The organism is Streptomyces sp. A2-16 (assembly GCF_018128905.1).
Taxonomy (GTDB): Bacteria; Actinomycetota; Actinomycetes; order Streptomycetales; family Streptomycetaceae; genus Streptomyces.
In genome coordinates this window covers 4,458,282-4,478,533 of the sequence record NZ_CP063808.1, presented here as the reverse complement: position 1 = coordinate 4,478,533, position 20,252 = coordinate 4,458,282, and the positions used below count along the sequence as shown (strand labels likewise).

Below are 20,252 nucleotides of genomic sequence, written 5' to 3'. Positions count from 1 at the left end.
ATCATGAGACGGGCCGCGACCATCGCCCGGGGAACGGCCACCGCACCGTCCCCCGGGCTCGCCGATGTCTGGGCGCATCCGCTCCTGCGCAGCATGCTGCGCGCTCAGAGAGCCCGACGCCGACTGGACCAGCGGCATCCATGGGTGCTCGACACCACGGTCGTCCTCGTCGTCGCCCTCTTCAGCCTCCCCGACCTGCTCTCCCACAGCCGCCGCGGCCCCTTCGGTGAGGCGATGGACCGCGGACAGTGGCCCACCCCGGTGCTGGCCGCCTTCGCCGTCGCAGTCGTCCTGCCTCTGTGGTGGCGCCGCAGGAACCCGACGGTCACGTACTGCGTGATCTCCGCGTTGTTGCTGGTCCAGTGGTCGCTGGGCGTGTGGCAGCAGACCGGCATGGCCGTGCTCGTCGCCCTCTACAGCCTCGCCCTGCACGGATCGCTGCGCGCGCTCGGCTGGGCCGCCGCTCTCACCGCGGCCCAACTGGTCCTGGCGGTTGGGCTGCTGGCCCCCGTCGAGCACCCGTTCCTCGGCCTCTTCTTCCTGATGGGCACGACGACGGCGGCCATCGCCATCGGCCTGACGCTGCGGATCCGCCGCCTCTACCTGGCAACCCTCGAAGACCGGGCCACGCGCCTGGAGATCGAGCAGGACCAGCGCGTCCGGCTCACCACCGCCGCCGAACGCACCCGTATCGCCCGCGAGATGCACGACATCGTCGGCCACAACCTCTCCGTCATGGTCAGCGTGGCCGACGGCGCCGCCATCCTCGCCACCAACCGCGGCGAGACAACCGCCGACGCCCTGCGGATCCTCGCCGACACCGGTCGCCAGGCCATGAGCGAACTGCGGCGGGTCCTCGGCGTGCTGCGCGAGGACCAGGGCGACGAACGGCTGCTCGGGCCACAGCCCGGCATCCGTGACCTGGACCCGCTGCTGACGCGGGTGCGCGCCGCGGGACTGCCCGTGACCTACCGGACGACGGGCGACCTCGACACCCTCGGCAGCGGCGTTCAGCTCACCGTGTACCGCATCGTCCAGGAAGCCCTCACCAACACCCTCAAACACGCCGGCCCGGACGCCACGGCCGACGTCACCATCGCCAAGGACACCGACACCGTGCGCATCACGGTCGCCGACACCGGCCTGGGCGACCGCGGAACGCGGTCCGGCGACGCCGGGCACGGCATTGTCGGCATCCGCCAACGGGCCGCCATGTACGGCGGCACCCTCACCCTCGGCCCGCGTACCGTCGGCCACGGCTGGCTCGTCGACGTCGTCCTCGACGTACCCCCGGGAGATCATCTGCCATGACCACCGTCCTCATCGCCGACGACCAGCCCCTGCAACGCATGGGCGTGCGCATGCTTCTGGAGGGCACCCCCGGCCTGACCCCGGTCGGCGAGGCCGCGCACGGCGCCGAGGCGGTCCGCATGACCGCCGAGCTGCGCCCCGACGTCGTCCTCATGGACATCCGCATGCCCGGCATGGACGGCATCGAGGCCACTCGTCGCATCGTCGCCGCCGGCGGCCGCACCCGGGTCCTCATCGTCACGACCTTCGACCTCGACGAGTACGCCTACGAAGGCCTGCGCGCCGGAGCGGGCGGCTTCCTCCTCAAGGACGCCCGCCCCGAGGAACTCGTCGCCGGCATCCACGCGGTCGCCACCGGCGACGCCGTCGTCGCACCCCGCCTCACCCGTCGCCTCCTGGACGCCTACACCCACCGGGCCCTGGCCCCCACGGACACCGCACCCGCCGAGGACCCCCGCCTGAGGGCTCTCACCCATCGCGAACGCGAAGTACTCGTCGCCATCGGACAGGGCTGGACCAACGCCGAGATCGCCGAGCACCTCGTCCTGACCGAATCGACCGTCAAGAAGCACGTCGGCCGCGTCCTCGCCAAGATCGGTGCGCGCGACCGCATCCAGGCCGTGATCACGGCGTACGACACCGGGCTGGTCAGAGCCAAGCCGTGATCGGCCGCGGACGCCGGGAGCAGTGCCGCAGGGGTTCCGCCGGCGTGTGGCGAGACCAATCCACTATGCCGGTCGCCCTGCCCAAGAGGGGACCCCCATGTGCGGAAACCTCTCGTCACCGCGCTCTTCGTTCTGGCCGTCGCCTGGGCGGGGGCGGCGCGCGGTCGCGGTGCCTGTCGGCGTCACGCTCGACGCCTGCGACACCCAGCCTGCCTGCTCCGCCCCGGACCGCACCCGTGCGCACCAACCGATCTCCACGGTTGCATTCGCGAATCAGATTCCCTGTGGCCGGGCACACCGCATCATTCCGTAGGGATACGGAACTCGAATGTAGGCCGGTCCCACGGCACGGCGGGCGGGTTCGCGAGGGCGGTTCCGGTTCGCACCGCACCGACCCGGCGATAGAAGTCCTCGGCGGGGACGTGCGACACGACCTCGACTCGGTCGAGTCCGGCGGCCCGGGCCTCGGACTGCATGTGCGCGACAAGCAGCCGTCCCAGCCCACGCCCTTGCGCTTCGTCGGCGACGAACAGCAGGTCGAGCTCCGGTGGAGCGAGGACGAGTGAGTAGAACCCCAGGACCCGGCCACCATCATCGTCAGCACCTACGGCCACGAAGGCGCGGTGGGCTTCGATGTAATCGGGACCGACGCGGTAGTCCGCGACTGCGGCCGCGTACATACCCGCGTAGGCGCTCGAGCCACGCACGATCCGCGTGAGCCGTTTGGCATCCCTCGGGACTGCCCTCCGTATGGTGATCGGCTGGCTGCTCGGGGACGTGCGTGAACTCATCGGGAGAGTATTTCGCACCGAGGAATACCTTCGTGCGGCGGGTCGGCTGCAATCGGCGACGTTCTCCTGGCGCGAGCCACCCACATCCCACCGGCAGGCACCGGCAGGCACCGGCAGGCACCGGCAGGCACCGGCACTGTCATCCCGCTGCCTCAGTCGGTCGGCGCGCGATGTCAGTGCCGTCTGCGACGATCCCGCAAGGTTCAGGGAGACCAGGGCGGGAGGGTTCATGTCGTTCGGCTTCAAGACGTCATGGCTGGCAGTGCGCGATGCCGGGCCGGAGGAACTGGCCGACGCCCTCGACCTGCGGCACCGGCAGCGCATCGACTGGGAGACCGGCACCGAACTCGCCTACCGGCAAGGTGTCTTCGTCGCCAGACCGGTTCCGGAGTGGACGCTCGCCCACGGCAGGTTCCACCTGACGCACGGGACCGACGCCGCGCACCCGGATTTTCCCAGCTGGCTGCGAGCGCTGGCCGCACGTGTCGGGGACCTTCAGTACTTCCACACCGAACGTGTCACCGACTACCACGCCTGGGCCAAGGTCGAATCCGGTGAACTGACCCGCGCTTACTGCTACATCGGCATGAGCGGTGAGATTCCCCTGCGCCAGGGAGAACCCACCGCCATTGAAAGGGAACTCGGCGTCGGGCTGGTCGGGTGGGAAGAGGTCCGGCAGGACTGGGGAGAAGCCGAATGGGACGCCTGGCATGACGCCATGCCCACGGAGCGGCAGGTGATGCGCATCGCCGCCGACTGGAGCGTCTGCCCGCCCATGATCGAGGACGGCTCCGTCACCGGGCCCGGAATCCTTGGATTCCCACCGGGCGTCGAGCCCGTACGCCCCTTCTGAGGCCCTGAGGCCCTGAGGCACTTGCAGTGCGCCTGACCTGCCTTCCGGGTTCGCCCCGAGGTGACGGTCGCCAACACCGTGCAGAGCCATGACGGCGCGCGCCGATGAGACTCCTGCCGTACCACCCTGGCCAGTGCAGCTCCCCACGCGACTTGGCCTACTGCTACTGCGCCTACAACTTCTCAACTCACCGCTGCCGTGGCGGACTTCCCCGGTCACACCTCTTGACGGCTTTGGTGTAGACCTTTAGGTTCACCAGCCAGCAGACCCTCCACGCATGCATCCTCCGCACACATACGTGAACACCTGTGTTCACCTCTCACCGCCCCAAGGCAGGCGGCGTCCACCCCCACCCAGGACGAAAGGCCCCCACCATGCAACGCCTCGCCCTGCGCTGCGCTCTCGCCCTCTCGCTCGGCCTCACCGCTGTAGGCACACTCGCAGCGCCCTCCGCCTCGGCCGCCACCGGCACGATCACCGGCCTGGGCGGCAAATGCCTCGACGTGGCCGGTGCGAGTTCGGCCGACGGCACGGCCGTACAGCTCTACGACTGCAACGGCACCGCCGCCCAGCAGTGGACGGTCGGTTCCGACGGCACCATCCGGGCTCTCGGCAAGTGCCTTGACGTCACTGGCAGTTCGACGGCGAACGGAGCCCAGCTCCAGCTCTGGACGTGCAGTGGCGGCGCCAACCAGAAGTGGACGGTCAGCACCGCCCGCGACATCGTCAACCCGGCCGCCGACAAGTGTCTCGACGCCACCGGCAACTCATCCGCCAACGGCACCCGCACCCAGATCTGGACCTGCACCGGTGCCGCCAATCAGAAGTGGAACGCGCCTGCCGCCGACGGGGGTACGACTCCGCCCGGCTCCGTTCCGATGGCCGTGGCGCCGTACCTCTACAACGGCTGGGGCAATCCACCCAGCCCTACGAATGTCATGAACGCGACCGGCGTGAAGTGGTTCACGCTGGCGTTCGTCCTGAGCAACGGCTACTGCAACCCGCAGTGGGACGGCGGCCGGGCGCTGACGGGCGGAGTCGACCAGCAGACCGTCAACACCGTGCGGGCGAACGGCGGCGATGTCATCCCGTCCTTCGGCGGCTACAGCGGCAACAAGCTGGAGAGTTCCTGCTCCAGCGCCGGCGAGCTGGCGGCGGCGTACCAGAAGGTCATCAGCGCCTACTCGCTGAAGGCGATAGACATCGACCTCGAGGCGGACGCGTACAGCAACGGCACCGTGCAGCAACGAACCGTGGACGCGCTCAAGACCGTCAAGGCCAACAACCCGGGCATCAAGGTGTACATCACCATCGGCACCGGGCAGAGCGGTCCCGACACGAGTCTGATCAACCGGGCCGCGTCGTCGGGGCTGACCGTGGACGCCTGGACGATCATGCCGTTCGACTTCGGTGGCGCGGGCCAGAACATGGGCACCCTCACCCAGCAGGCAGCCGAAGGACTGAAGGCCGCACTGAAGAACGCGTACGGCTACAGCGACGACGCGGCCTACCGCCGCATGGGCATCTCGTCGATGAACGGCATCACCGACGACCACGAGACCGTCACCACCGCCGACTTCCAGACCATCCTCAACTACGCGCAGGCACATCACCTGGCGCGGTTGACGTTCTGGTCCGCGAACCGTGACCGACCCTGCCCGGGTGCCTACCCGAACGACGACACCTGCTCGGGCGTGAGCCAGAGCAACTGGCAGTTCACCAGCATCTTCGCCCGGTACACCGGCTGACGTCGAAAGCGCTCTCGCCCGGGGGCTACCGCCTACCGGAGTGACCACCCGTAGACCACACGGAAGGGATCGACCAGAAGATGAGCACCATCAGATCCGGCCCCACCCGCGCACTCCTGCGGATCCTGCTCCTGCTGGCCACGCTGCTGGGCCTCGCGGCCGTACCGCCCGTCGCACAGGCGAGTACCACCGCAGCCCCGTTCAAGGTCCTCGCCCTCTACAGCGGCACCTACGACGCGGCGCACATCGACTTCGACAAGGAGGCGAACGTCTGGTTCCCGCAGCAGGCGGCCGCCAACGGCTTCACCTACACGGCCAGCACCAACTGGGACCTGCTCGCCAACGGCGGGGTCAACGCCTATCAAGTCGTCCTGTTCCTCGATGATCTGCCGCAGACGTCCGCCCAACGCGCGGGTTTCGAGGCGTACATGCGCGGCGGGGGCGGCTTCATGGGCTTCCACGTCTCCGCGTTCACGACCGACGCGGCGAGCTGGTCGTGGTACCACAACACGTTCCTCGGCTCGGGCAACTTCGCGTCCAACACCTGGGGGCCGACCGCGGTGACCCTGAAGGTGGAGGACCGTACGAGCCCGGCCACCGTGAACCTGCCGGCCACGTTCACCTCGTCGGTCAGCGAGTGGTACAGCTGGTCCAGGGATCTGCGGCAGAACCCGGACATCAAGATCCTGGCATCGATCGACCCGAGCAGCTTCCCGGTCGGCACGGACCCCAACCAGTCCTGGTACAGCGGCTATTACCCGATCCTGTGGACCAACACGAAGTACCGGATGCTGTATGCGAACTTCGGCCACAACGCGATGAACTACACGACCAACACGCGGCTCTCGTCGACGTTCGCGAGCGCGGCCCAGAACCGATTCCTGCTGGACGGGCTCAAGTGGCTGGGCGGGGGCGGAACCACGACTCCGCCGACCGGCGACCAGATCTCCGAGACCGCCTGGTACAGCGTGCAGAACGGCGGCAACGGCACATGTGTGGACGCCCGTTCGGCAAGCACCGCGAACGGGACAGCGATCCAGCAGTACGCCTGCAACGGCACGACAGCGCAGCAGTACCAGTTCCGGAGCACGGACAGCGGGTACATGCAGATCACCGCCCGCGGCAACCCCGCGCAGGTGATCGACGTGACCGACCGCTCGACAGCGGACAACGCGCCGTTGCAGCTGTGGGCCTACTCCGGCGGCACGAATCAGCAGTGGCAGCCGGTGCGTGAGACGAGCGGGCGCTATCACTTCGTCGCCCGGCACAGCGGCAAGTGTCTGACGGCCGCCGCACCGACGACGAACAGCGTCCAGCTCACCCAGCGGACCTGCGACGGATCGGCCACCCAGGCCTTCCAGCTCACCGCGCAGTCCTGAGCCACTGCGCGGTGTCACCGCCCCCTTGGGTCACCACGCCCAGGTGGTGAAGCCAACTCGACTCCACCCGGCCGCAACCCATGCCCGCGCGCGTGACATCGCACGCGGGCATGCCGGTTGACCGTCCGCACCGTCAGCGGGCAAGCGGGCACCGGACGCCCGACGGGCGTCGATCAGTTCGGCAAAATACCGCCACCAGTTTGACGGAAAGCCCTTCCATCAGTCTCTCGGCTTGCCAGTCTCTGTCTGCACACGCCGGATGTCATGTCCGCGATCATCACGTCGCCACGGAGACCCCCCATGCCTCGAACCACCAGCAGAACGTTGCGGCTTGTCAGATTCGCCGCCGTCACGGGTAGCGGCGCCGCTCTCGCCGTCACCTTGACCGGCAGCGCCTCCGCCGGCGTGCTGCAGAACCTGCCCGAGAACGCCACCGCCTTCCAGCAGCACTTCGAGCCCGTGTACGACTACGACACGGACTCCTGCTACCCGGCCGCCGCCATCGACGCGAACGGGAACCTCAACGGCGGCCTGAAGCCGACCGGCCCCGTCACCGGCCAGTGCCGCGGTGGTCACCTCGACCACGCCAACACCTACTCGCGAGCCAAGTGCAACAACGGCTGGTGCGGCATCATCTACGCCAGCTACTTCGAGAAGGACGAGGCCTCTCCGGGCATCGGCCACCGCCACGACTGGGAGTGCATGGTCGTATGGGTCGAGCAGGGGGCGGACACGCCGTCGTACCTGTCCGCCTCCCGGCACGGGGGCTTCAGCACGCACCCGATCGCCGATGTTCCGATGAGCGGCCAGCGGGTCATGGCGGTCTACCACAAGGACGGCGCCAGCACCCACGCCTTCCGCTTCGCCAAGTGGGGCGAGACGGCGGAGAACGACACCGGCGCCTGGCACCAGGAGAACCTGCTCACCTGGGACAACCTCGCACCCAACCTGCGCACCCTCCTGAACGGCTCGGACTGGGGCAACGCCAACCTCCCGCTCCAGGACTCCAAGTTCAACGACACGCTCAACAAGGCGAAGCCGGGCGAAATCCCCTTCGACCCGTTCGCATGACCCGTACGCGTCACCGGTATGCGTGACTGGCGGGCCGGCATCGCGCCGAGACCGCAGGACATGAAGGTCGCCGCCCCGCATGTCGGGGCGGCTGCCACCGACGTTGGCAGCTGGGCTGGGGCTTCGGCCGTCCGGCGACTGTGCCGGAGCGGTCATGCGTTTGAAGCTGCACACCTTTCCTGATCGCGTCAATGGCGTCGCCGACGCGAGGTGGCCGTGTCTACGCTGGCGGCGTGACGGTGGTGTGGGTGACGGGCAATTCAGGGACGGGCAAGTCCACGGTCTGCGGGGTGTTGCGGGCGCGTGGTCACGTGGCGCTCGACGCCGACGAGGACGGCTTCTGTCGCTGGATCGACCGGGCCACGGGCGAGGTCGTGCTGGATCCCCCCGATCCCGTTCCCGAGGGCTGGCTCGACCACTACGGGTGGACGATCGTCCGTGAGCGTGTTGAGGCCCTCGCCGAGGAGTCTCGTCTCCGAATCGCGTTCTTGTGCGGGTCGGCGGAGAACGAGGACGACGTCCGCGATCTTTTCGATGCCCTCGTGTGCCTGGTGATCGACGAGGACACCCTCCGCCACCGGCTCGCGACCCGCACCACGAACACATTCGGTCGACATCCCGAAGAGCTTGCAGCTGCCCTGAAGTGGAACCCTCGGATGCGAGCGCTCTACGACAGCCTCGGCGCGACGATCATCGATGCATCGAAGCCGGTGACCGAGGTGGTGGACAGCGTGATCGACGCAATTCAGGCGCCGAGAGGCGATGCGTGAGTTGCGGCCCGTTTCGCGCTTCCCGGCAGGCGAGAACCAGACGGTACGCCCCCTCCACCCCTACGAGGCGCTCCACCGAGGGTTCCGGCCGAGGTAGCGCAGCAGGAGCGCCACGTCGTCGTCGCCCGGCTCCGGGGCCAGGGCGGCGGCGTACGCGCCGTATGCGCGGAGCGGCTCGACGATCTCCCTGGCGACCTTGAGCAGGGGGCGGGCCAGATCGGGCGTGAGCGGTGACGGCCCGCCCGTCGCGCGGGCGATGTCCCAGGCGTGGACCGCCGCGTCCAGCCCGCACGCTGCCGAGCCGGACCACGGGGACAACCGGTGCGGCGGCACCGGCACGGGCACCTCGGCGGCATCCCGGTCGGCCCCCGCCCACGCCTTCGCCGCCCGGTCCAGGGCATCCTCCAGGAACGCCGCCGGGTCCGCCCCCTCCATGTCGCCCGACGGGTCGAACGGGTTGAAATCGGGGCCGGGCTCACCGGTCAGCGCGGCGGCGAAGCCGATCTGGTCGCCCACCGCGTGCTGGAAGACCTGGGCGACACTCCAGTTCTCGCACGGCGTCGGCAGGTGCCAGCCGTCCGCGGGGACGGCGTCCACCGTCGTACGCAGCGCTTCGTGGGAGGCGTCCAGGACGTCCCAACCGCTGGAGATCACGCCATCGCTCATCGAAAAAGCCCCCCATGCGTCCACTCCGGGCCCGTGACGACCAGGAGAACCAACACGTAGGACTATCTGTACCAGTGGTACCAAGCCTGGGACGAGCAATGCTCAAGACCTGTGGATCGGCCTCGGTAAGGGTGCCTCGCGGAACGCGGAGGGCGTACCTTCCCGAGTGATCGACTTCTGGTCATCGAGTATGCCCGCGTTGGCGCGCGGGTCGGGCGCGCCTGTGCTCAGCGTAGTCAACAACGACGGAACCACCGAGACCGGCTTCCTGATGGACGACATCGTCCGCGAGGGCGCCCGGCGGATGCTCGCCGCGGCCCTGGAGGCCGAAGTCAACCAGTACATAGCCGAGTTGGCCGACCAGCGTGACGAAGCCGGTCGCCGGCTGGTGGTCCGCAACGGTCACCACCGTGAGCGCACTGTGACCACGGCCGCAGGCCCGGTCCCGGTGAAGGCGCCGCGCGTGAACGACAAGCGCGTCGACACTGCCACGGGCGAGCGCGAGCGGTTCTCGTCGAAGATCCTGGCCCCCTGGTGCCGGAAGTCCCCGAAGATCAGCGAGGTCCTTCCCCTCCTCTACCTGCACGGACTGTCCTCCGGCGACTTCGTGCCCGCCATGGAGCAGTTCCTCGGCAGCTCGGCCGGGCTTTCGCCGGCCACCGTGACCCGGCTGACCAAGCAATGGAGCGATGACCACGCCGTCTTCCAAGCCCGCGACCTGTCGGAATTCGACTACGTCTACGTGTGGGCCGACGGCGTCCACCCCAAGATCCGCCTCGGCCAGGCCCGCTCCTGCGTCCTGGTCCTCATGGGAGTGCGCACCGACGGCCGCAAGGAACTCATCGCGCTCGCCGAAGGACTGCGCGAGTCCACCGAGTCCTGGGCCGACCTGCTACGTGACTGCCGGCGGCGCGGCATGCGGGCCCCCGAGCTCGTGGTCGGTGACGGCGCGATGGGCCTGTGGCGGGCTCTCACAGAGGTGTTTCCGCAGGCCAGGCATCAAAGGTGCTGGGTTCACAAAACGCGGAACGTCGTCAACGCCCTGCCGAAGTCGGCCCAGCCCGGAGCGAAGAAGGCACTGCAGGAGATCTACAACGCCGAAGACCGCGACCACGCCGAGAAGGCCGTCAAGGACTTCGATCGCGCCTACGGCGCGAAGTGGCCCAAGGCGGTGAAGAAGGTCACCGACGAGGCCGATGAACTCCTGGCGTTCTACGACTTTCCCGCCGAACACTGGGTCCACCTCAGAACGACGAACCCGATCGAATCCACCTTCAGCACCGTCAAGTTGAGGACGGCGGCTGCCCGGTACGACCTGGTCGGGATCGATCCGCGGTTCGTGGGGCGCAGTACGCCGATCGACTGCGGCTGGCCGACCGGTATCTGGATCCGTTCCGCCGGGACCGGCCGGGCCGCGTTCGACCACCAGGTCGCCGTCCAGCGGGAGCTGGCCGCAGGGTGCGTACGCCGCCACGGTGACGTACTGCCGTACGTGACGACCCGCAACACCGCCCGGGACATGGACGTCGTCCGCGCGGTGCTGGGCGAGCGCCGGATCTCCTACCTCGGGTACTCCTACGGCGCGTATCTCGGCGCCGTGTACACGCAGTTGTTCCCGGGGCGCACCGACCGGGTGGTCCTCTACAGCGCCGGTGATCCGCGCCGCTGTAATCCGAGGCCGTGGGTGGGCAACGAGCCTGTGGTGGAGCGGGCGTTGGGCGCATGGGCGTCCTGGACGGCGGCCCGGGACCGGGAGTACGGGCTCGGGGCGAGCCGGGACGCCGTGCTCGCGACCGTCCACCGGATCGTCGGGGCGGCGTCGGAGCGGGCGTTGCGCGTCGGCTCGTACGACATCGACGAGCATCTGGTGCCGTATCTCTTCTGGAACGGTGTCGGCACCGACCGCGCCGCGGGCCGGGCCGCGTTCGCGCGCTCGGTGGCGGTGCTGGAGAAGGCGGCGCGGCGGATCGCCGTCGCGCCGACTCCGGAATTGGAGGGGAGCCTGCGGTTCGTGCTGGACGCCGCCAGTTCACACTACGGCAGCCCGGCCGCCGCGATCCTGTGCGGCGACGCGGCGGCCCCGCGCGACCCGGAGGCGTACTGGCGCGACATCGAACGCGGCCGCGCCCGCCACCCCCTCTTCGGCCCGCTGACGAACAACATCTCCCCGTGCGCCTTCTGGCCCGATCCCCGCGCGAGTCCCCGACCCGGATCGCCAACGCCTCGTCCGCGCTGATCGTCTCCGCGACCGGCGACACGGCGACCACATACCGGGGCAGCCGCGCGATGCACCGCCTGCTGACGGGTTCCCGGCTGCTCACCCTGGACGGGGTGATCGCCCATGGGGTGTACGGCGTGTACGGCGACGCCTGCGTGGACGGCACGGTGAACGCGTACCTGGCCTCGGGCAGGCTCCCGCCGGGGACCCGACGTGCCGCAAATGAGGGTGTCGTCAACTGCCGCATGGGGGCCGGTACTTCCACTGCGGGAAGTACTGGCGCCATTCGGCGCGGGTGATCGTCGGGTGGGCGGTGGCGCAGATCCGTTCGGCGACGCGGTCGATGTCGGGGTCCCAGAGGAGGGCGGTCCAGTCCTCGCTGCCGGTGGCGAGGGTGCGGCCGTCGGGGCTGAAGGCGACGGTGTCGACCGGTTTGGTGTGGCCGGTCAGCAGCACCGGCTCCCGGGCCTCACCGCCGCCTGTCAGCCCGTACAGCCGCACCTTCCTGTCGGCGCTCGCAGCGGCCAGGGTACGGCCGTCGGGGGCGAAGGCGACGGACATGACGCCGTCGGTGTAGCCGGTGAGGCGGTCGCGGGCGAGGGGGTGGCGGAGGTCGGTGAGGTTCCAGAGGCGTACGGTGCGGTCCTCGCTGCCGGTGGCCAGGGTGCGGCCGTCGGGCGCGAAGTCGACGGACTTCACGGCGCCGGTGTGCCCGGTGAGGACGGACAGCCGGACGGGGCGGCGCGGGCCGGTGACGTCCCAGAGCGTGGCCTTGTGGTTCCGGCTGGCCACGGCGAGGGTACGGCCGTCGGGCGCGAACGTGACGGAGTCCACGGCACTGCTCCCCGGCAGGGCGGACAGCAGGCGTGGCTCGCTGACATCGGTCGTGCTCCAGAGGCGTACGGCGCCCTGCTCGCCGCCGGTGACGAGGATGCGCCCGTCGGGGCTGAACGCGAGCGTGTTGACGTGCCCGATGCGTGCGGGAACGGTACGCAGCAACCGCGGCCCCTTCCCCACGTCCCGCAGCCGCAGCGTGCCGTCGGCGCTGGCGCTGGCCAGGGTGCGGCCGTCGGGGCTGAAGGCGACGGAGTTTACGGGCCCGGTGTGGCCGGTGAGCGGCGGGAGTTGGCGCGGCCGGTCCCGGTCGGCGAGGTCCCACAGGCGCACGGTGCTGTCGTAGCTGGCGGTGGCGAGGGTACGGCCGTCGGGGCTGAAGGCGACGGAGTAGAGCGAGCTGGTGTGGCCGGCGAGGGCTGGCCCGGGGAGATCCCAGAGCCGGGTGCTCTGGTCCTCGCTGCCGCTGGCCAGCGTGCGCCCCCGGGGCCCGAAGGCCAGCGCCCGCACACTGCCGGTGTGCCCGGTGAGCACGGCCGCCTCCCGCACGGAACCGTCACCGTCCACGTCCCACCGGCGTACGGTGCCATCGGTACCCCCGGTGGCGAGCCGACGCCCGTCCGCGCTGAAGGCGACGGCGTTGACGGCATCGGTGTGCGTGGCGAGCGTCTGCGTCCGACGGGGCCGGTCGGGCCGACCCACGTCCCAGAGTCGCACGGTGAAGTCGGCTCCGCCGGTGGCGAGTTGGCGCCCACCGGGGGCGAACGCCATGGCGTTGACCTGGCCGGAGTGGGCGGTGGGGGTGGCGGGGGCGGTGGGGTCTGTAGCCCCGGTGGGGTCTGGTCGGCTGACCTGGTCGACCAAGCCCGCCTGCCCCGCCTGGTCTACCTGCCCCGCCTGCCCCGGCACCGTCGACAGTCGGCGCAGTCGCTCGCCCGACTCCGTCAGTTCCCAGAGCCGTATCGCCCCGTCGCCGTGCCCCGTGGCCAGCGTGCGGCCGTTGCCGTGGAACGCGGTCGCCGTGATGTCCGTGCCCGCGTCCAGCGTGGCGAGGCCGCGGGGGCTGTGGGGGTTCGTCAGCTGCCACACCCGGATGCCCGCGCGGGCGACGATCGCGAGAGTACGTGCGGCAGGGCCGACTCCGAAGCCGAATCCCACGCCGGCCACCGGACCGTCGCCGCCCGGCAGCCGTGCCGCGAGCCGGGGGCGGCGGGCGTCGCCGATGTCCCATACGCCCACCGTTCCGTCCTCGCCCCCGGCGGCCAGCAGCCGCGCGTCGGGGCTGACGGCGACCGTGCGTACGGAGCCGCCGAGGCGGCCCAGCGTGACCGGCCCGTCCGGGCGGTGCGGGTCCGGTACCCGGCGCAATCGCACCGTGCGGTCGGCGTCGCCGGTGACCAGGACGCGGCCGTCGGCTCCGAACGCCACCGCCGTGATGGCGCCGGACTGGCCGGTCAGCTGGGTGGCGTACGGCGTGGCGAAGGTGCTGAGGACGCTGCCGCGCGCCTCCGGGGTGGGTGACAACTTGTACGCGGCCAGGCTGAGTTGGGCGGCCAGGGCCGGGTTGACGCCGCGCAGTGCCGCCGCCCGTTCCGCCGCGCGCTGGGAGCCGACGACGTCGCGCTGCTGGTCGGCCGCCCGCTGGGCCCGTACGGCGAGGGCCGCCGTGGTCGTGGTCAGCACGAGCAGGACGCTCAGCAGCCCCACGCCGAGGCGCCGGAACCGGGCCCGGCGCCGCACCGCCGCGTGTTCCGCCGCCCGGGCGGCCAGACCGGCGTCCAGGAACTCTCGCTCCGGTACGGACATCGTCGTACGGTCGAGCCCGGCGGCGAGGGAGAGAGCGGTGCCCCGGTACAGGGCTCCGGGTTCGCGGCCCAGCGCCTCCCAGGCCTGGGCTGCGTCGGTGAGGCGGCGTGCGGTGCGGGTGGCCTCGCGGTCCTCTGTCAGCCAGCGGTGCAGTCGGGGCCAGCATCGGATCAGCGCCTCGTGGGCGAGTTCGACGCGCTCGCGGTCGAGGGTGAGGAGGCGGGCGCCGGCGGCGAGGTCGAGTACGGCACGGATCTCGCCGTTGAGGTCACCGCCGGCACCGACCCCCTCCCCCTCCCCCGTTTCCGGCCCCTTCCCCGCCAGCCCGTCCAGTTCCTCCAGGCGGGCCGGGCGCCGGGTGTCCTCCGTGCCGTCGCCGAGGGCGGTCAGCCGTACGAACACCTGCCGGGCCAGCTGTTGCCGGCCCGGGTCCAGACCCTGGTAGAACTCCTCGGCGGTGCGCGCGAGGGCGCCCTCCAGACCGCCCGCCGCCTCGAAGGCGTCCCGGGTGAGCGCGTTGCCCCGGCGCCGCCGCCAGGTCTGCAGCAGGGCGTGCGACAGCAGCGGGAGTACGCCTGCCTGGCCGTGGGCCTGGGCGATGAGCGTGGCGAGCAAGGCGCCCTCGATGGTGAGTCCGGCGCGCTGGGCGGGCTGTACGACGGCTCGGCGTAGTTCGTCGAGGCTCATCGGCCCGACGGGCACCTGGGCGTCGCGCATGGCCTCGACGAGGGGCGCGTGGTGGGTGCAGTGGGCGTAGAAGTCAGCGCGTGCGCCCAGGGCTACGCGGCATCGGCCGCCGGGGTCCGAGGCGGCGAGGACGAGGGCCTCGATGAAACGGTCGCGTTCGGCGGGGTCCCGGCAGAGCGTGAAGACCTCCTCGAACTGGTCGACCACCAGCACGAGTTCACGGTCACCGGTGTCGTCGTCCCGGGCGTTGATCTGCCGTACGACGCGCCCCAGGTTCTCGGGGTCGTCCCGCAGTTCCCCGTACAGGGCGCCCGGCGCGAGCCCCGCCATCGCCCCGAGCCGCACGGCGCACTCCTCCAACGGCCGGGCCCCGGGCGTCAGTACGAGCACGGTCGCCCCCTCCGCCTCCCGCAGCCGCGGCACCAGCCCGGCCCGTAGGAGCGAGGACTTCCCCGACCCCGAAGCCCCGATCACCACCACGAACCGCTGCCGTTCCAGCCGCCCGGCCAGCTCCTCCAGGAGCCGCTCACGCCCGAAGAACCACTCGGAGTCCTGCTCCCGGAAGGACCGCAGCCCGGCGTACGGCGCAGCCGGCCCGCCGCCCTCGGGCTCCGCCCTCACCTCCCCGAGAGCCCCGGCGACCTCCCGCCACCGCTGCCCCCACTCCTCGGTGTCCCCGTCACAGGCCCGTACGTACGCCAGCGTCACCGCGAGCGTCGGCAGCCGCTGCCCGGCGGCGGCCGAGGACAGGGTCGAGATCGAATAGTGCGCCTGCTCCGCGAGTCTCCGGTACGGCGGATTCCCCGCCTTCCGCCTCAACTGCCGCAACCCAGCGGCGAATTTGACTAACGGACCGTCCCCCGCGTCCAGCGGTCGCTCCCTGCGCGGCATGGCCGCACCTCCCCGATGGTCCCCGCAGCTCCCCGCGACTCCCCGTTCCCCCGTGTCACAGCTCGCACGGCGGGTCGCATTTTTCAGGAGTTGTTTGTTCGACACCAGGCTTCGAACACGAACAATCACCAACGGGCTACATCTGGGCAGATCCGATCCACAGCTCGGGGGAAACAGATGCGGCGCACCGAGATCAGGACATTCCGCCCACACATGGGTGGGCAGTCGCGATCCGCCGATGCCATCCTTCTCCCGATCAGGGGTGCCGGTGGGGCGGGGCGAGGGCGGTGGGTGTTGGCAAGATCGCGGTACCGGGGTGTCGTTGCTGTCATGGTGGGGCTTTCGGTCCTGCTCACGGGGCTGGGCGCGGGTGGCCTGACCAGGGAGAGGACTGCTGACGCGGCAGCGCCGCCGCCCGTCTCGCCCACCAGCTCGGCGCCGACTCCGGCCGAACGCACTGCCCTGACCCGGGCCCGGGAGTCCGGGAAGCGGGTCGAGGTGGTGGCGAAGCGGACCGAGACGATGGAGGTCTACGCCGACCCCAAGGGCCACTTCACCGCAGTGCTGCACCCTGGCCCGGTCCGGGCGCGCCAAGACGGCAAGTGGGTGGCGATCGACACCACCCTGGTGCGGCGGCCGGACGGTTCGGTCACCCCGCGTGCCGCGGCGGTGTCGCTGGCCTTCTCCAAGGGTGGTCAGGAGCCTTTGGTACGGCTCGGCCAGGGCGGGAAGCAGGTGGCGCTGGGCTGGCCGGACCCGTTGCCGGCACCGGTGCTCAAGGGCGACACCGCCACGTATCCGGAAGTGATGCTGGGCGTCGACCTCAAGCTCACCGCGGGGTCGGCGGGCTTCAGCGAAGTGCTGGTCGTCAAGACGCGCGCGGCCGCAAAGAACCCGGAGCTGCGCAAGGTGCGGTTCGGCGTGCAGACGAGCGGGCTCACCCTGAAGGCGGGCAAGGGCGGTGGATCCGAGCTCGTCGACGCCAAGGGGAAGACCGTCTTTTCCTCGCCGGCTCCCGCGATGTGGGACGCGGCCTCGAACGAGGCGGTCGGCCGTTTCGAGATGGCCAAGAACGCGATCACCGTCATCCCGGACCGGAAACTGCTCACGGCCCCGGACACCAAGTTCCCGGTGTCGATCGACCCGGACTGGTGGGTCCCCTTCGGCGGCTGGGCCAAGGTCTTCTCGGGAAAGCTGGACTCCTCGTTCTGGCACGGCGGCGGGGACGTCGAGCCGCCCGGCAGATTCGGCGGGCAGAACCTCGGCAAGGTCGGCAAATGCTGGCTCGCCAGCGGAACGTGCAACGGCATCGGCGCGGCTCGTACGTTTGTGCAGTTCGACATCAGAGGCCTGCACGGCGCGCAGGTCGTGACCCCGAACGGGTCGTCCGGTGCGGAGTTCAACGCGCACGAGGTGTACGCCCCGGCCTGTGGCGGGGGCACCAGGAGATTCGGGGTGAGCCTGGTCCACGCCAACCCGTTCGGCGCCGACCTCACCTGGCGTAACTCGCAGATGGAATTTCCGGCTCCCATCGGCGGGACACGCAGGGAGATGCACGGCTACGAGCCGGGCGGAGCATGCGGGCCGGCGAATATCGGCTGGGGCGTCGGCGACCAGGTGCGGTATTCCAACGACCAGCGCGCGACCCACGTCGCGTTCGCGCTGATCGCCGAGGATGAGACCGAGGACTACAGCTGGAAGAAGTTCGACGCGTACTCGCTGCTGGTGCACTACAACTGGCCGCCCGACGTGCCGAAGAATTTCAGCTGGTCGGCGGGAACCACGACGCGCCCGTGCAGTACGGACGTGAACAACCCGGACTATGCCAGCAACGCGGCCGCTCCGATCACGCTGCGGGCGACCGGGACCGACCGGGACGGCGACAACCTGTGGATGCGGTTCGAGCGGTGGACCCGGCATGGATCCATGCACGAGCCGCCGAACGCCCCTGGGCCGCTGGTCAATGGTTCGGAGTTCACCGACGTCATCCCGCAGGGGACCTTCCAGCACGGGTTCCAGCTCTCATGGCGGGCACGGGCCGGCGACAACTGGGGTCCCAGCCTGTTCGGGCCGCAGACAGGCACCGGGATGTGCCAGCTCGACATCGACAACGAAAAGCCCGGGAGGCCGTCGGCCAAGCCGCCCTCCGAGTCGACCGTGGGTGCGCCGGCCGAGTTCACGGTCAAGGCCAATGACCCCGATGTGGTCGAGTTCCGGTACGGCCTGGCACAGGGCGGCAGCCAATGCCGTACGACCCGCAGCGTGCCCGCGGAGGAACTGGGTGGTGAGGCCTCGTTCAAGGTGACGCCGATGAAGGCGGCGGACTGGGACATCTGGGTGACGGCCGTCGACCGGGCCGGCAATGTGAGCTCGGACTGCGAGCGCCATACGCTGAAGGTGGCGAAGGGCGCGAGCCCAGTGGCGCAGTGGGCGCTGGACGGTCGCTGGACCGATGCCGGCGTGACCGACCCGACGGGCGGTCACAACGGCACCGTGGCCCTCGGGCCCACACGCTGGACCAAGGGCCGGGCTGGGGACGCGCTGCACTTCACCGGCGCCAGCGACTCCTATGTCGCGCCCGGCGGTGGGCCCGCGGTGGCCACGAACGGGAGCTTCTCGGTGTCGGCATGGGTGAAGCTGGACCAGGCGAACGGTGTCACCCGTACCGCGGTCTCCCAGGTGGGCGACCGGATGTCCGCGTTCTCGCTGGGGTACATCGGCGAGGTCAACCGCTTCGGCTTCCGGATGGCGACCAAGGCCACCGACGACGCCGAGCTGATCACCGTGACATCGCTCAAGGCCGCCCAAGTCGGCGTGTGGACCCATCTCGCGGGCGTCTACGACGTCCCCACCCAAACGATGACCCTGTACGTCAACGGTCTACGCCAATACAACGTCACCGCCGTGGTGACTACACCGTGGGAATCCAGCTCGGTCCAGATCGGCCGCGGCAAATCGCGGGGGACCTTCGGGGACAACTGGGCCGGCGACATCGACGAGGTGCAGATCTATGACCGGGCGCTCAGCGACCTGACCTACCTCGATCCGGGGGAGGACACGCCGCGCAGCGAGGTCGATCGCCTGGCCGGGACACCGGTCGAGGAGGCGTACTACCCGCTGGACGAAGGCTCGGGCGGCAGCGCGGGCGACGCCTCGGGGAACTACCGCACCGTCGGCCTGAGCAACGCGAGCTGGGTCACGGGCAAGGTCGGCAGCGGTGCGGTGCGGTTCGCGGACGGGACCGGCGCCGGGCTGACCTCCCAGCCGCTGGTGGCGCGCACCGACACCAGCTTCACGGTCGCCGCGCGGGTAAGACCCGATGTGCTGGACGACACGGCGCGCACCGTGGTGAGCCAGGACGGCGGCCAGCACAGCGGGTTCTTCCTCCAGCGCCGCAAGGTCGGCAGCGACCACAAGTGGTCCTTCCACCTGGTCACCGCACCGGACCAGACCAACCCGACCCCGCTGTCGGTGGACGCTGCCGGGGCCGGGACGACGCCGGTCCAGGGGGAGTGGGCGGCGATCGCCGCCGTCCATGACGCGCAGACGGGCGAGATCCGCATCTACGTCAACGGGCACCTGGCCGGGACCAAGGCGGTCGGCACGCAGAACTCGAACGTGACGGGCCCGCTGGTCATCGGCCGGGGGAGGTGGAACGGCCAGCCGGCGGGGAACTGGATGGGATCGATCGACGAGGTCCACGTCTATAACGGCGTGCTGGCGGACCGGGAGATCGCCGAGCTCAGCGCCCAGACGGAGCCGCAGCCCCCGTCGGCCTTCGCGGGCGCCTTCGGACAGTTCGCCGGGCATGACGGAAGGCGCTACACCGGCCCTGGTCCGGTGCCGCCGGGGTACTACTTCGAGGGCACGCGCGGGTTCAGCGCACCGGAGGGCGCGCCGGACACCCGGCCGGTCTACTCCTGCCGCTATGACGGAGGGTTCTTCCTCGACCACGCGGCCAACTGCGCAGGATACGAGGTTCTCGGCACCGCAGGACGGGTTTACATGAACCCGCCCGAGGGCGTTCCCACATTGCCGGTCTACCGGTGCGTGGTGATTGCGAGCGGGGACCACTACCTGTCCCATAGCGACGCCTGTGAGAGCACGCCGGACAAGGTGCGTACCGAGTTCCTTTTCGGATACGTACGAACGCTCACGCCGCTCATCCGCTATCGCGGGCCGGACGGGGAGCGCTGGACCAGCACGCACGCGCAATTCCTGCCATCCGGCTATAAGACCGAGAAGGTGCTGGGCTACGTGTCGCTACGGAGCATCGAAGGCGGCCCACCGCAGCTGAAGCTGTGTGAGGACAGCCGCTCCGACGTGTTCGACGAGTTCGTGTCCACGGACGTCGCATGCGAAGGCCAGAACGACATGGGTGCCTGGCCCAGCGGCCACCTGTGGTCTGAGCCACCCGACGGCATGGAGAGCCAACAGCTGTACGCATGCCGCAGCGAGGGCGCCGAGTGGTTCGAGTCCCTCGACCCGTTCTGCGAGGGGAGCGCCGACTTCGGCCGCCCGCTCGGCTACGTGATCACCCGCCCCTGACGGACCTGAGGAAG

General features: G+C 70.2%; 13 protein-coding genes and 1 pseudogene. 11 read left to right on the top strand and 3 right to left on the bottom strand.

Going from position 1 to position 20,252, the window contains the following annotated elements:
* Nucleotides 1-3: 3 nt before the first annotated feature.
* Nucleotides 4-1,311, top strand: coding sequence for a histidine kinase (locus tag IOD14_RS20095; protein ID WP_212670987.1), 1,308 nt, complete (start codon nucleotides 4-6; stop codon nucleotides 1,309-1,311).
* Nucleotides 1,308-1,976, top strand: a complete 669-nt coding sequence (locus tag IOD14_RS20090) for a response regulator transcription factor (protein WP_212670986.1) — start codon at nucleotides 1,308-1,310, stop codon at nucleotides 1,974-1,976. Before IOD14_RS20095 ends, IOD14_RS20090 begins: the two co-directional genes overlap by 4 nt.
* 302 nt (nucleotides 1,977-2,278) lie before the next feature.
* Here IOD14_RS20090 and IOD14_RS20085 read toward each other — a convergent pair whose 3' ends face one another.
* Nucleotides 2,279-2,767 (bottom strand): GNAT family N-acetyltransferase, encoded by a 489-nt coding sequence (locus tag IOD14_RS20085; protein ID WP_212670985.1) that lies wholly within the window; start codon nucleotides 2,765-2,767, stop codon nucleotides 2,279-2,281.
* Between IOD14_RS20085 and IOD14_RS20080 the strand changes: the two genes are divergently transcribed.
* The 5 genes from IOD14_RS20080 to IOD14_RS20060 all read left to right on the top strand — a co-directional run bounded on the left by IOD14_RS20080 (nucleotide 2,727) and on the right by IOD14_RS20060 (nucleotide 8,588).
* Nucleotides 2,727-3,620: a hypothetical protein gene (locus IOD14_RS20080; protein ID WP_249126346.1), complete on the top strand. Its 894-nt coding sequence runs from the start codon at nucleotides 2,727-2,729 to the stop codon at nucleotides 3,618-3,620. The genes IOD14_RS20085 and IOD14_RS20080 overlap by 41 nt on opposite strands.
* A gap of 374 nt (nucleotides 3,621-3,994) precedes the next feature.
* Nucleotides 3,995-5,368 (top strand): chitinase, encoded by a 1,374-nt coding sequence (locus tag IOD14_RS20075; protein ID WP_212670984.1) that lies wholly within the window; start codon nucleotides 3,995-3,997, stop codon nucleotides 5,366-5,368.
* Between the two features lie 80 nt (nucleotides 5,369-5,448).
* A complete protein-coding gene (locus tag IOD14_RS20070) occupies nucleotides 5,449-6,747 on the top strand; it encodes a ThuA domain-containing protein (protein WP_212670983.1) in 1,299 nt (432 codons plus the stop codon).
* Nucleotides 6,748-7,047: 300 nt separating this feature from the next.
* Entirely contained in the window at nucleotides 7,048-7,818 is a 771-nt protein-coding gene (locus tag IOD14_RS20065; protein ID WP_212670982.1) for an NPP1 family protein, read from the top strand.
* 233 nt (nucleotides 7,819-8,051) lie between these two features.
* Nucleotides 8,052-8,588: an AAA family ATPase gene (locus IOD14_RS20060; protein WP_212670981.1), complete on the top strand. Its 537-nt coding sequence runs from the start codon at nucleotides 8,052-8,054 to the stop codon at nucleotides 8,586-8,588.
* A 60-nt stretch (nucleotides 8,589-8,648) separates the two neighbouring features.
* On the opposite strand, the gene IOD14_RS20055 is transcribed toward IOD14_RS20060, so the two are convergent.
* Entirely contained in the window at nucleotides 8,649-9,254 is a 606-nt protein-coding gene (locus IOD14_RS20055; RefSeq protein WP_212670980.1) for a TIGR03086 family metal-binding protein, read from the bottom strand.
* 223 nt (nucleotides 9,255-9,477) lie between these two features.
* Here IOD14_RS20055 and IOD14_RS44345 point away from each other — a divergent pair.
* The 3 genes and pseudogenes from IOD14_RS44345 to IOD14_RS20045 form a co-directional block, all read left to right on the top strand.
* Nucleotides 9,478-10,551: pseudogene (locus IOD14_RS44345) on the top strand (IS256 family transposase); the annotation flags it as partial.
* 42 nt (nucleotides 10,552-10,593) lie between these two features.
* A complete protein-coding gene (locus tag IOD14_RS44340; RefSeq protein ID WP_249126286.1) occupies nucleotides 10,594-11,490 on the top strand; it encodes an alpha/beta hydrolase in 897 nt (298 codons plus the stop codon).
* Complete coding sequence (locus IOD14_RS20045; protein ID WP_212670978.1) at nucleotides 11,424-11,771, top strand: alpha/beta hydrolase; 348 nt, start codon at nucleotides 11,424-11,426, stop codon at nucleotides 11,769-11,771. The genes IOD14_RS44340 and IOD14_RS20045 overlap by 67 nt, the downstream gene beginning before the upstream one ends.
* Here the strand turns inward: IOD14_RS20045 and IOD14_RS44765 are convergent.
* Nucleotides 11,707-15,618: a WD40 repeat domain-containing protein gene (locus IOD14_RS44765; protein ID WP_282959519.1), complete on the bottom strand. Its 3,912-nt coding sequence runs from the start codon at nucleotides 15,616-15,618 to the stop codon at nucleotides 11,707-11,709. The two genes, IOD14_RS20045 and IOD14_RS44765, sit on opposite strands and share 65 nt — an antisense overlap.
* A 402-nt stretch (nucleotides 15,619-16,020) precedes the next feature.
* On the opposite strand from IOD14_RS44765, the gene IOD14_RS20035 reads away from it, so the two are divergent.
* Nucleotides 16,021-20,238 carry a LamG domain-containing protein gene (locus tag IOD14_RS20035; protein WP_212670976.1) on the top strand — a complete coding sequence of 1,406 codons (4,218 nt, stop codon included), beginning with the start codon at nucleotides 16,021-16,023 and terminating at the stop codon, nucleotides 20,236-20,238.
* Nucleotides 20,239-20,252: the final 14 nt, after the last annotated feature.